This window comes from Streptococcus oralis subsp. tigurinus (assembly GCF_002356415.1).
Lineage (GTDB): Bacteria > Bacillota > Bacilli > Lactobacillales > Streptococcaceae > Streptococcus > Streptococcus oralis_F.
This window is the reverse complement of sequence record NZ_AP018338.1, coordinates 1328992-1340747: the sequence shown is the minus strand read 5'-3', so window position 1 is coordinate 1340747 and position 11756 is coordinate 1328992. Positions and strand designations below refer to the sequence as shown.

The 11756-nt window shown below is 40.9% G+C and carries 14 protein-coding genes; 12 read left to right on the top strand and 2 right to left on the bottom strand.

The features are described 5' to 3' along the window. The first annotated feature begins 95 nt into the window (after positions 1 to 95). The 3 genes from STO1_RS06780 (at position 96) to yaaA (ending at position 2921) form a co-directional block, all read left to right on the top strand. Positions 96 to 506, top strand: coding sequence for a peptide deformylase (locus tag STO1_RS06780; protein WP_096422555.1), 411 nt, complete (start codon positions 96 to 98; stop codon positions 504 to 506). 11 nt (positions 507 to 517) lie between these two features. After that, positions 518 to 2113 carry a hypothetical protein gene (locus tag STO1_RS06775; RefSeq protein ID WP_096422553.1) on the top strand — a complete coding sequence of 532 codons (1596 nt, stop codon included), beginning with the start codon at positions 518 to 520 and terminating at the stop codon, positions 2111 to 2113. 79 nt (positions 2114 to 2192) lie between these two features. After that, the gene (gene yaaA / locus STO1_RS06770) at positions 2193 to 2921 is read left to right on the top strand and encodes a peroxide stress protein YaaA (protein ID WP_096422551.1); all 729 of its coding nucleotides are present in this window, start codon (positions 2193 to 2195) and stop codon (positions 2919 to 2921) included. A gap of 31 nt (positions 2922 to 2952) precedes the next feature. Here the strand turns inward: yaaA and STO1_RS06765 are convergent, their stop codons facing one another. After that, positions 2953 to 3501, bottom strand: a complete 549-nt coding sequence (locus STO1_RS06765; protein WP_096422549.1) for an NADPH-dependent FMN reductase — start codon at positions 3499 to 3501, stop codon at positions 2953 to 2955. 90 nt (positions 3502 to 3591) lie between these two features. Further along, positions 3592 to 4038 (bottom strand): MarR family winged helix-turn-helix transcriptional regulator, encoded by a 447-nt coding sequence (locus STO1_RS06760; protein WP_083321209.1) that lies wholly within the window; start codon positions 4036 to 4038, stop codon positions 3592 to 3594. 119 nt (positions 4039 to 4157) lie between these two features. Here STO1_RS06760 and STO1_RS06755 point away from each other — a divergent pair, with 119 nt between their 5' ends. The 9 genes from STO1_RS06755 (at position 4158) to STO1_RS06715 (ending at position 11711) form a co-directional block, all read left to right on the top strand. Next, entirely contained in the window at positions 4158 to 4634 is a 477-nt protein-coding gene (locus STO1_RS06755) for a cell wall elongation regulator TseB-like domain-containing protein (protein WP_096422547.1), read from the top strand. Between the two features lie 9 nt (positions 4635 to 4643). Then, the gene (locus tag STO1_RS06750; RefSeq protein WP_096422545.1) at positions 4644 to 5822 is read left to right on the top strand and encodes a pyridoxal phosphate-dependent aminotransferase; all 1179 of its coding nucleotides are present in this window, start codon (positions 4644 to 4646) and stop codon (positions 5820 to 5822) included. A gap of 148 nt (positions 5823 to 5970) precedes the next feature. After that, complete coding sequence (gene asnS / locus STO1_RS06745) at positions 5971 to 7314, top strand: asparagine--tRNA ligase (protein WP_096422543.1); 1344 nt, start codon at positions 5971 to 5973, stop codon at positions 7312 to 7314. Positions 7315 to 7462: 148 nt separating this feature from the next. Further along, positions 7463 to 7753, top strand: coding sequence for a 30S ribosomal protein S6 (rpsF, locus tag STO1_RS06740; protein WP_049505311.1), 291 nt, complete (start codon positions 7463 to 7465; stop codon positions 7751 to 7753). An 11-nt stretch (positions 7754 to 7764) separates the two neighbouring features. Further along, positions 7765 to 8235, top strand: coding sequence for a single-stranded DNA-binding protein SsbA (ssbA, locus tag STO1_RS06735; RefSeq protein ID WP_000609596.1), 471 nt, complete (start codon positions 7765 to 7767; stop codon positions 8233 to 8235). 31 nt (positions 8236 to 8266) lie between these two features. Further along, on the top strand, positions 8267 to 8506 hold the full coding sequence (gene rpsR, locus STO1_RS06730; protein WP_000068664.1) for a 30S ribosomal protein S18: 240 nt from the start codon (positions 8267 to 8269) through the stop codon (positions 8504 to 8506). Between the two features lie 329 nt (positions 8507 to 8835). Continuing rightward, positions 8836 to 9345, top strand: a complete 510-nt coding sequence (locus STO1_RS06725; RefSeq protein ID WP_096422541.1) for a GNAT family N-acetyltransferase — start codon at positions 8836 to 8838, stop codon at positions 9343 to 9345. Positions 9346 to 9776: 431 nt separating this feature from the next. Then, the gene (gene wecB / locus STO1_RS06720) at positions 9777 to 10925 is read left to right on the top strand and encodes a non-hydrolyzing UDP-N-acetylglucosamine 2-epimerase (RefSeq protein WP_096422539.1); all 1149 of its coding nucleotides are present in this window, start codon (positions 9777 to 9779) and stop codon (positions 10923 to 10925) included. A 6-nt stretch (positions 10926 to 10931) separates the two neighbouring features. Next, on the top strand, positions 10932 to 11711 hold the full coding sequence (locus tag STO1_RS06715; protein WP_084911357.1) for a hypothetical protein: 780 nt from the start codon (positions 10932 to 10934) through the stop codon (positions 11709 to 11711). Positions 11712 to 11756 lie beyond the last annotated feature (45 nt).

Genomic DNA, 11756 nt, shown 5'->3' with positions numbered 1-11756 from the left:
CATCTTCGGATGGCTTTTTTTGCATTTGAGAGAAAGGACTAGGAGTTGCTCCCTTTTGTGCTATAATAAAGTAAAATAGCAAGGAGTGAAAGAGAATGGAAAAGAAAATTGTCCGAGATGTCTTATTCTTGTCGCAGGTCTCGAAACCTGCAAGTCAGGAAGACCTTTATCTAGCTAGAGATTTGCAGGATACCCTGCTGGCCAATCGCGAGACCTGTGTCGGTCTAGCGGCCAATATGATTGGGGTGCAGAAGCGCGTGATTATCTTTAATCTTGGCCTAGTTCCCATGGTCATGTTTAACCCCATTCTCCTTTCCTATAAAGGACCTTACGAGACAGAGGAAGGTTGTTTGTCCTTGACTGGGGTGCGACCAACAACTCGTTATGAAACGATTACGGTTTCCTATCGTGATAGTAAGTGGCAGGAGCAGACCATTACGCTAACAGGTTTTCCAGCTCAAATCTGTCAACATGAACTGGATCATTTGGAAGGACGGATTATTTAGGAGGAACTCAGATGAAACGCATACTTTTTGAACTTGTTTTTATCGCAACGACTTGGTATATCTTTTTGCCGCCCTTCAATTTAACTAGCTGGGAATTCATCTTCTTTCTCTGTGGGCATTTGGTGGTGATGGGGATTTTGTTTAGTTTCCGCAAGGATACCAATCTCCTTAAAACTGTTCATGTACGTCATGGCAAGGCTGCCAAAGATCTCAATCTAGAAGGATTTCATTTTAATAAATTAGGTGGAGGATTGTTGCTGGCCGCAGGACTTATCTTTGCCCTTGCTGGTCTGGTTGCCTTAGTGACATCAAGCTTTTTCCAAGCAAAAAATTATGCTAATGTGGTGTCTATCACAGAAAAAGACTTTAAAGATTTTCCTAAGAGTGATACCAGTAAGGTTCCAATCCTAGATCGGAGCACTGCAGAAAAGATTGGGGACCGTTATCTAGGCTCTCTGACGGATAAGGTCTCCCAGTACGTAGCAGCAGATACTTATACCCAGCTGACAGTTGATGGCAAACCCTATCGGGTGACTCCTTTGGAGTATGCCGACCCGATCAAATGGTTTAATAATCAGTCCAAAGGAATTGGCGAGTATATCAAGGTTGATATGGTGACGGGAAATGCGGAATTGGTGGATTTAAAAACGCCAATGAAGTATTCAGACTCTGAATATTTTAACCGCGATGTCAAACGTCATCTTCGGATCAAGTACCCAACCAAGATTTTTAAAACGCCCTCCTTTGAGGTGGATGATGAAGGCAATCCTTTCTATGTAGCAACCGTTTATCAAAAGCAGTTTGGTCTAGGAGTACCTCGTCCTTCATCTGTTATTATCTTAGACGCCACCAATGGAGAAACCAAGGAATACAGCTTGGATGAAGTCCCAGAATGGGTGGATCGTGTCTATCCAGCTGAAGAAACTATCGAGCAAATCAACTACAACGGCAAGTATAAAGACGGCTTCTGGAATGCCTTGATTTCTAAGAAAAACGTTACCCAAACGACCGAGGGCTATAACTATCTTTCTATCGGAAATGACATTTATCTCTACACGGGTGTGACTTCAGCAAATGCTGACGAAAGTAATTTAGGATTTATCCTTGAAAACATGCGTACTGGTGAAATCACCAAGTACAATCTAGCATCAGCAACCGAAGAATCTGCCCGTGCGTCCGCAGAAGGAGCCGTGCAGGAGAAAGCCTACAAGGCGACCTTCCCTATCCTTGTCAATCTCAACGACAAACCGCTCTACATCATGGGCTTGAAGGACAATGCAGGCTTGGTCAAGGAGTATGCTTTGGTTGATGCAGTGGAGTACCAAAACGTCATCGTAGCAGCTACAGTAGATGAACTCCTCAGTAAATATGCCAATAAAAACGACCTCGACCTGGATAATGAAACGGTAGAAAGTATCAATGGAGTGGTTTCAGATCTTAAATCCGCTGTTATCAAGGGGGATACCGTCTATTTCTTTAAAGTTGATGGCAAGATTTATAAGGTCAAGGCTTCCGTATCAGACGACCTTCCTTACCTTGAAAATGGCCAATCCTTCGAAGGTCAGGTTGGAAAAGATAATTACCTCAAGACCTTCAAAGTGAAGTAAACAAAGAGACCTCGGTGTGAACCGAGGTTTTTAAGATGAAATTCTTGGTCGTGATTGAAAAATATGCTACACTAACAATATGAAAATTTTAATCCCAACAGCAAAAGAAATGAACACAGACCATCCTTGTATCGAAGCGCTCCCTTTGAGGGAAGAAAGTCAGGCAGTCCTTGACTCACTGGCGAATTACTCAGCTAGTGAATTAGAGACTTTTTATAAGGTATCTGACGAGAAAGCAGAAGAAGAGTACACTAATATTCAAGCTCTAAAAGATCAGAGGGCTAAGAATTATCCAGCCCTGAAACTCTTTGACGGTCTCATGTATCGCTACATCAAACGAGATGGGTTAACCGAGGCTGAACAAACCTATCTTGAAGATCATGTTTTAATTACATCAGCTTTGTATGGCGTAGTTCCAGCCCTATCTCCCATGGCTCCTCACCGTTTGGACTTTTTGATGAAATTAAAAGTAGCTGGTAAAACACTCAAGACTCATTGGAAGTCAGCCTACGATGAGGCGCTACAGGATGAGGACTTGATATTTTCTCTTTTGTCATCAGAGTTTGAAACTGTATTTTCTAAGGAAATCAGAGAAAAGATGGTGACCTTCAAATTTATGGAGGACAAGGTAGGTCAGTTGAAAATCCACTCAACCATTTCAAAAAAAGCCCGTGGCGCCTTTTTGACCGCCTTGATAGAGGGGCAGGTCAAAACAGTCGAACAAGCTCGCAAGCTCAGTTTTGCAGGCTTTGACTACCGACCTGATTTATCAAGCGACTCAGAACTCGTCTTTGTGAAACAAGCATAAAACCAGCTCATTCGAGCTGGTTTTTGCTGGATTAGTTGATTGCTACAAGAAGGTCTTCAGCTTGTTTGGCAAGTGATGAAGCAGTTGTTTCTTCTAACACCAATTTTCCGTCTGCCCAAGCAGAGTCATTGACACGCGCGGCAGTAAAGTCACCAACGACTTGTGTACGGATAAATGGCAAGAGATCTTTATAAATCGCAAAGAGTTGTTCGTGACCGGCATTGGCTACAGATGAGACAGTAACAAACTTGTCTTGGAGGGCAGAAGCGCTACGTGTATCTGTCAAGTCAAGGGCGCGAGAAAGCCAGTCAAGCAAGTTCTTCACTGTTCCAGGGATAGAGAAGTTGTAGACTGGAGAGAAGATCCAGATGGCATCGGCAGCAAGGACAGCTTCGCGAGCGGCAGCTACAGCTGGATGAGTTGGAACTTCAAGATCTTGGCTGAAGAGGGGAACAGCTGAGTAATCAAGATAGCTAACTTCCACTTTGCCAGCAAGTGCTTTTTCAGCTTCGAGGGCCATTTGGTGGTTGAAAGAACCTTGGCGAAGTGAACCGACGATAAATAGTACTTTTTTAGACATGATGTGTCTCCTTTAGTTAAAATTTAAAGAGTGAACCCTTTTGTTACCATATATGTTACAACAAATAATACTAATTAGCAATAATTTTGCTCACAAATTTTTAAATTTTTTTAAAATCTGGATTAAGTCTTCCTTTTCGCCATCTTCCAAGATGCTGAGTACTTCTACGATAGAATCGATATGGTCAGGAAGAACCTCTTCGATTTTTCTACGTCCTGCAGGTGTTAGTTTCAGGAAAAAAGAACGACGGTCTTTTGGGTCACAAGTTCTAGAAATCCAACCATCTCGAACCATATTTCGAATGACAACAGTCATGTTTCCAGAAGTGGCTAGCATTTTTTCAATCAAATCCTGAATGCGTAGTTCTCCCTTGCTATAGAGGGTTTCCAAAACTGAAAATTGGGTGGGTGTTAGCCCGTGTTCTTTAGCAGCCTTGGCTTCATATGGTTTGAAACTTCGCATTGCTTTGTTGAGGATGATAGCTGTTTTTAAGTCTAATTGATTTTGGGAAATTTTTTCTTTCAAATATTGTTTCATAAGGGTATTCTATCAATAAATAAATAAAAATACAAGAGGCATGGATTTTATAGGAAAATTATCTAAGAAAGTTCCCATATTCTCTTGTAATAAAGGTTGAGAGATGGTAAAATAGACGAGTGAAACTAAGACAGAAAAAAGCAAAAAACAAGCTACTTATACAGTATGGAATCGGTATTTCTCTGGTGCTACTAGTGCTGACTGGATCCTTTCTTTACCTGATTTTCCTCAGTATGAAACCTTATCAAGATGCTAGAGTTGAGGGAGAAAAACTAGCCAAGCAGTATGCAGAATTGGAACAGGCAGATCAGGTTGATTTTTATAATGGACTAGAAGGTTATTACAGCGTTTTGGGGCATAATAAAAAGCAAGAGGCCATTGCCGTACTGATTGAAAAGAATGACCACAAGATTTATGTTTATCAGCTAGATAAGGGGATTTCTCAAGACAAGGCGGTGACGATTTCGAAGGAAAAAGGAGCTAGCGACATTGACAAAGTCACCTTTGGTCGTTATCAGGACAAGCCGATTTGGGAAGTTAAGTCTGGGAACCAGTACTATCTGGTGGACTTTGAAACAGGAGCAGTGATCCAATAAGGAGGGCATATGAAACTATCCAAGCGTGTACTAGAAATGGAAGAAAGCGTCACTCTAGCCAGTGATGCAAGAGCCAAAGCATTAAAAGCTCAAGGAAAAGATGTTCTTTTCTTAACCTTGGGACAGCCAGATTTTCATACTCCTGAAAATATTCAGGATGCGGCGGTGGAAGCGATTCGTGATGGCCGTGCTTCCTTTTATACAGTAGCTTCAGGTCTACCAGACTTAAAGGCTGCGGTTAATACCTATTTTGAACGCTATTATGGCTATTCTGTCGCAGCCAATGAGGTTACCTTTGCCACAGGTGCTAAGTTCTCTCTCTATACCTTTTTTATGGCCGTGGTCAATCCAGGTGATGAGGTCATTATCCCTACACCATACTGGGTCAGTTATGGAGACCAAGTCAAGATGGCAGAAGGTGTGCCAGTCTTTGTACAAGCCAAGGAAGACAATCACTTTAAGGTGACAGTCGAGCAGCTAGAAGCGGCTCGAACAGACAAGACTAAGGTCTTGGTTCTCAATTCGCCATCGAATCCGACTGGTATGATTTACTCTCGTGAGGAACTCATGGCTATCGGAAATTGGGCTGTTACGCATGATGTCCTTATCCTAGCAGATGATATTTATGGTCGTTTGGTTTATAACGGGAACGAATTTGTTCCAATCTCTAGTCTGTCAGAAGCCATTCGCAAGCAAAGCATCGTGATTAACGGTGTATCTAAGGCTTATGCCATGACTGGTTGGCGGGTAGGTTATGCTGTGGGAAATCCTGAAATTATCGCTGCTATGAGCAAACTAACAGGACAAACAACCTCAAACCTGACTGCTGTATCACAATATGCTACCATTGAAGCCCTGACTGGACCACAAGACTCTGTCGAAATCATGCGCCAAGCCTTTGAAGAGCGTTTGAATACCATTTATCCTCTCTTGTGCCAAGTGCCAGGATTTGAAGTTGTCAAGCCCCAAGGAGCTTTCTATCTCTTCCCAAATGTTAAAAAAGCGATGGAGATGAAGGGCTATACCGATGTGACGGACTTTACAACGGCTATTCTTGAGGAAGTCGGTCTGGCCTTGATTACAGGAGCAGGGTTTGGGGCGCCAGAAAATGTCCGTCTCAGTTATGCAACTGACTTGGACACCTTGAAAGAAGCGATTCGCCGTTTGCATCAATTTATGGAAAACTAAAACTCAAAATCTTCGTCATCTTGGCGAAGATTTTTGTAATGAAATTCTCTCGAATTTTCTCCAGTAGAACCTAGCTATCAGAGTCTATTTGTGGTAAAATAATGAGTAATGACGTCTTCGGACAAGGTAAAGAAAAGGAAGATAAAACATGACAAAACGTGTAACAATTATCGAAGTAAAAGACTACGTTGGTCAAGAAGTGACCATTGGGGCCTGGGTTGCCAACAAATCAGGAAAAGGAAAAATTGCCTTCTTGCAATTGCGTGATGGAACAGCCTTTTTCCAAGGAGTTGCCTTCAAACCAAACTTTATTGAAAAATTTGGTGAAGAGGTAGGTCTTGAAAAATTTGACACCATCAAACGCTTGAGCCAAGAAACTTCTGTTTATGTGACAGGAATTGTCAAAGAAGACGAACGTTCTAAGTTTGGCTATGAGTTGGATATTACAGACATCGAAGTCATCGGTGAATCTCAAGACTACCCAATCACACCAAAAGAACACGGAACTGACTTCTTGATGGACAACCGTCACTTATGGCTCCGCTCTCGTAAGCAAGTAGCGGTTATGCAAATCCGTAACGCGATTATCTATGCGACTTATGAGTTTTTCGACAAGAACGGCTTCATGAAATTTGATAGCCCAATTCTTTCAGGAAATGCGGCAGAGGATTCAACTGAACTCTTTGAAACAGACTACTTTGGAACGCCAGCCTACTTGAGCCAATCAGGTCAGCTTTACCTAGAAGCAGGAGCTATGGCTCTTGGTCGTGTCTTTGACTTTGGTCCAGTATTCCGTGCTGAAAAATCAAAAACACGCCGTCACTTGACTGAGTTCTGGATGATGGATGCTGAGTACTCCTACCTGACACACGATGAATCACTTGACTTGCAAGAAGCTTACGTAAAAGCCCTTCTTCAAGGTGTACTTGATCGTGCACCTCAAGCCTTGGAAACCTTGGAACGTGATATAGAGCTCTTGAAACGCTACATTGCAGAGCCATTTAAACGCATCACTTACGATCAAGCCATTGACCTTTTGCAAGAGCATGAAAATGATGAAGATGCTGACTACGAGCATCTTGAGCATGGAGATGACTTTGGTTCACCACACGAAACATGGATTTCAAACCACTTTGGTGTGCCAACATTTGTTATGAACTACCCAGCTGCTATCAAGGCCTTCTACATGAAACCAGTTCCTGGAAATCCAGAGCGCGTGCTTTGTGCAGACTTGCTTGCTCCAGAAGGTTACGGAGAAATCATCGGTGGATCTATGCGTGAGGAAGACTACGATGCATTAGTTGCTAAGATGGATGAACTTGGCATGGATCGTACAGAGTATGAATTCTACCTTGACCTTCGTAAATACGGTACTGTACCACACGGTGGCTTTGGTATCGGTATCGAGCGTATGGTCACTTTCGCAGCAGGTACAAAACACATCCGTGAAGCTATTCCATTCCCACGTATGCTACACCGTATCAAACCATAAACTAGTAAAAAGAAGATAATTTCATCTTCTTTTTTCACTTTTATCTTGCTATCTATCAGTTTTTCTAGTATAATAGTTTATTGTGAGCAAACCTCACTTACCCCTTGCAAAGACTAGGGGTCATTAGACCAAAAGGAGGAACATATCAATGGCTAAATACGAAATTCTTTATATCATTCGTCCAAACATTGAAGAAGAAGCGAAAAACGCTTTGGTAGCACGTTTTGACTCTATCTTGACTGACAACGGTGCAACTGTTGTTGAATCAAAATCATGGGAAAAACGTCGTCTTGCATACGAAATCCAAGATTTCCGTGAAGGACTTTACCACATCGTTAACGTTGAAGCAAACGACGACGCAGCTCTTAAAGAGTTTGACCGTCTTTCAAAAATCAACACTGACATTCTTCGTCACATGATCGTCAAACTTGACGCGTAAGAAGGTAAATTATGATTAACAATGTTGTACTTGTAGGGCGTATGACACGTGACGCTGAGTTGCGTTATACCCCATCAAATGTAGCAGTTGCGACTTTTACTCTTGCAGTAAACCGTACATTTAAGAGTCAAAATGGCGAACGTGAGGCTGATTTCATCAATGTCGTTATGTGGCGCCAACAGGCTGAAAATCTTGCCAACTGGGCTAAAAAAGGCTCTCTTATCGGGATCACAGGCCGTATCCAGACTCGTAGTTACGATAACCAGCAAGGACAACGTGTCTACGTAACAGAAGTCGTGGCTGAGAATTTCCAAATGTTGGAAAGCCGCGGAGTGCGCGAAGGACATACAGGTGGGGCTTATTCTGCACCAACTGCTGGTCAATCAGCACCTGCAAACCCAGTACCAGACTTTTCACGTTCTGAAAATCCATTCGGAGCAACCAATCCATTGGACATTTCAGATGATGATTTACCATTCTAATGGACAATTAATACTATAAAGGAGAAAAAACATGGCTCAACAACGTCGTGGCGGATTCAAACGCCGTAAAAAAGTTGATTACATCGCAGCAAACAAAATTGAATATGTTGATTACAAAGATACTGAGCTTCTTAGCCGTTTCGTTTCAGAACGTGGGAAAATCCTTCCTCGTCGTGTAACAGGAACTTCAGCTAAAAACCAACGTAAAGTAACAACAGCTATCAAACGCGCTCGCGTAATGGCTTTGATGCCTTTCGTAAACGAAGATTAAAAAAGAGGTCCGGGGGACCTCTTTTTCAGACCCTTACGGGTCTTTTTTTCATGAGCTTTGAAATGAGAGAGCGAGTTGAGGTCCAGTGGACCTCTTTTTCATGAGCTCGGAAATAAGAAAGCGAATAAGACCCTTACGGGTCTTTTTTTTACGAGCCTTGAAATGAGAAGGCGAGTTCGGTCCGGGGGACCTCTTTTTCAGATTTTTATAGGATTTTGTTAGAAAGGATTCCCTGTTGACCTAGTAAGATTCTTTTGTCTTACTAGGTTTTTCTTTTAATCTTTATTATCGTGCTATAATGGTAGGAGAAAGCTATAAAGGAGCAGCTTATGAAGACGACATGTTCAATTAGAAAAATGCAAGAATCTGACATACAAGATCTATCTCGAGGATTTATCAGCCAAGGTTGGCCGGGTAGAGAAGAAATTTTGGATAGATATTTTCTTGAACAAGAAAGTGGGGAGAGAGAAGTCTTAGTTGCAGAGGTTGAGGGTGCTGTAGCGGGTTACATTACGATTTTACCCGATGCTAAGCAGGGTCCCTTTGCTGGAATGGCTCCAGAACTTTCAGATTTCAATGTTTTTGAGCCCTTTCAAAATCAAGGTATTGGAAATCTCTTGCTGGAAGAAGCAGAAAAACGAGTTAGGCTCATATCGGATAAGGTGACCCTTGGTGTTGGGCTCCATTCAGGGTATGGACCTGCCCAGAGATTGTACATCAAACGAGGCTATATTCCAGATGGGACGGGTGTTTGGTATCAAAATCACAGACCGGCTATGGATGCTATTTGTGAAGATATCGGTGACCTTGTTTTATATCTGTCAAAAGATTTGATTTAAGATAGATCTTATAAGGTTTAACTTTAAAATAGCAAGAAGTCGTAAATCCCTTTTTCATTAGAGAGGGATTTTTTCGTATTAGAAAAAGAGATATATTCTATGAAACGCTAAAATATAATTATCTGAATTATTAAGAAAAAATAAATATTTAGATAATGGTAAGTTTTAGAATGTTTAAAAAATACTTCACTCAAAAAAAATTTTAAGGAAACTTTAAGGTATAAGGTTTACAAGCTATAAATCACAGCGTTACAAAAATATTACGATTATTTAAAATTAAATTAAATGCAATAATATACTTGGAAAAATTTGACATATAAATTAATTAGCGGTAAAATAATTAAGATAATCAAATTAATTGATTTGCGCAATAATTCGATATAAAGATTAATCTGATGTGTCAAATTTTATTATAGTAGAAGGATACCATAATGAAGAAATTGAAAGTGATGGTTGTTTTTGGAACACGACCAGAAGCTATTAAAATGGCCCCTTTAGTGTTAGAATTGCAAAAACATAGTGATAGTATTGAGACGATTACAGTTGTGACAGCTCAGCATCGTCAAATGCTAGATCAAGTTCTTGAAACGTTTAGCATCGAGCCACATTATGACCTGGATATTATGGGGCAAAATCAATCCCTCTTAGATATTACTGGAAAAATTTTAGAAAAGTTTGATCCAATTGTTAAGCAAGAACGTCCAGATATGATTCTTGTTCATGGAGATACAACGACAACTTTTGTAGCAAGTTTAGTTGCTTTCTATAATCAGGTACGTATCGGCCACGTTGAAGCTGGTCTAAGGACCTTTGATAAGTATTCTCCCTTCCCAGAAGAAATGAATCGTCAGATGACAGATAACCTTGCGGATCTCTATTTTGCTCCAACTAGTGAGAGTAAAGAAAATCTACTCAAGGAAAATCATCCTGAGTCTGCTATTGTCATTACGGGAAATACAGCCATTGATGCCTTGAAACTAACCGTTCAATCGGATTACTATCATGAAGTTCTAGATCAATTGGATACAGATAAGAAACTTGTATTGGTAACCATGCACCGTCGTGAGAATCAAGGTCAACCAATGAGAAATGTCTTTACAGCTTTACGTGAGATGGTCGATCTTCATCAGGAAATTGAAGTTGTTTATCCTGTTCACCTTAGCCCTGCTGTGCAAGAAACAGCAAACGATATCTTAGCTGGTCATGATCGTATTCACTTGATTGAGCCTTTAGATGTACTTGATTTTCATAATTTGGCTTCAAGAAGCTATTTTATCATGACTGACTCTGGAGGTGTTCAGGAAGAGGCGCCTTCTCTCGGCAAACCTGTCCTTGTCCTTCGTGACACGACGGAACGTCCAGAAGGAGTAAGAGCAGGTACTTTGAAGCTAGTTGGTACGGATCCAGTACGTGTGAAAGAAGCAATGACAGCTCTCTTAACAGATGGAGCTCTTTATATACAAATGTCCCAGGCACCGAATCCTTATGGAGATGGAAGAGCCTCTGAACGAATCGTCCAATCCATTCAACAGTACTTTGGTGCAGCGACTTCTGTATCTGAATTCAAAGGGGGGAAATAAGATAACATGAAAAATTGGAGTCAATTTAAAAACTGGCTTATGGCTTTGCTTGCTTGTGAGGCCATTCTTTTGGTGCTTTGTTTTTTGTATGCTCGAGCAATCATTTTAGAACAAATCTTGTTTTTAGCTTTAGCCTTGTTTGCAGTGTTGGTATTATCTGACCTTTTGCTTACTTGGACCCTTATCTTAACATTTGGGCTTGGACTTATCGTTTTGGTGGCGGGTGTGGTTTATATCCCAATCATTCAACTGGTCTTCTTATTAATCAGTTTTCCTCTTTTGATTGGGATTCTACTTAAGGTTCGTTATTATTTCTTCAAGGTGGCCTCAAAGGTACAAGAACAGGAGGACGCAGCTCGAGCAGATTACCATGCTATGGTAACTGAACAAAGTGATGTGACGGTACAGTCCTTATTGATTCATTGGGCGCATGAAGATTTGTTCTTCCAGATTAAACCGAAAGAACATAATCTGATGCTCAGTCGCATTCAAGAGGTAATTTCTCAGGAATTGAGTTACAACGATAAACTCTATTACGTTTCAAATGGGAATTTTCTTGTTTTATCTAATAGTAGTCAAGATTCTTTGAAGCAACTCTATTTGAATGGTTTGCAGGAGAAACTAGGCAGTTTAGTTTTTCATGGAGAAGATGGAAACCAAGGAATTCAATTCCAAACAGGTTACTTGATGATTAACTCTGATAATAAAGATAAATACCAAAACTACTCGGATGTTGCCAGTAATCTCAAGCGTCAATTAGAGACAGATGTAATTGTAGAATATTAGGAGGGAAACATGACTCTAACCAATATATTTTTTGGCATTGCTTTG

Excerpts from the sequence above, each read along its gene's own strand:
- STO1_RS06780 (WP_096422555.1), top strand. The coding sequence starts at position 96 with ATGGAAAAGAAAATTGTCCGAGATGTCTTATTCTTGTCGCAGGTCTCG.
- STO1_RS06775 (WP_096422553.1), top strand. The coding sequence starts at position 518 with ATGAAACGCATACTTTTTGAACTTGTTTTTATCGCAACGACTTGGTAT.
- yaaA (WP_096422551.1), top strand. The coding sequence starts at position 2,193 with ATGAAAATTTTAATCCCAACAGCAAAAGAAATGAACACAGACCATCCT.
- STO1_RS06765 (WP_096422549.1), bottom strand. The coding sequence starts at position 3,501 with ATGTCTAAAAAAGTACTATTTATCGTCGGTTCACTTCGCCAAGGTTCT.
- STO1_RS06760 (WP_083321209.1), bottom strand. The coding sequence starts at position 4,038 with ATGAAACAATATTTGAAAGAAAAAATTTCCCAAAATCAATTAGACTTA.
- STO1_RS06750 (WP_096422545.1), top strand. The coding sequence starts at position 4,644 with ATGAAACTATCCAAGCGTGTACTAGAAATGGAAGAAAGCGTCACTCTA.
- asnS (WP_096422543.1), top strand. The coding sequence starts at position 5,971 with ATGACAAAACGTGTAACAATTATCGAAGTAAAAGACTACGTTGGTCAA.
- rpsF (WP_049505311.1), top strand. The coding sequence starts at position 7,463 with ATGGCTAAATACGAAATTCTTTATATCATTCGTCCAAACATTGAAGAA.
- ssbA (WP_000609596.1), top strand. The coding sequence starts at position 7,765 with ATGATTAACAATGTTGTACTTGTAGGGCGTATGACACGTGACGCTGAG.
- rpsR (WP_000068664.1), top strand. The coding sequence starts at position 8,267 with ATGGCTCAACAACGTCGTGGCGGATTCAAACGCCGTAAAAAAGTTGAT.
- STO1_RS06725 (WP_096422541.1), top strand. The coding sequence starts at position 8,836 with ATGAAGACGACATGTTCAATTAGAAAAATGCAAGAATCTGACATACAA.
- wecB (WP_096422539.1), top strand. The coding sequence starts at position 9,777 with ATGAAGAAATTGAAAGTGATGGTTGTTTTTGGAACACGACCAGAAGCT.
- STO1_RS06715 (WP_084911357.1), top strand. The coding sequence starts at position 10,932 with ATGAAAAATTGGAGTCAATTTAAAAACTGGCTTATGGCTTTGCTTGCT.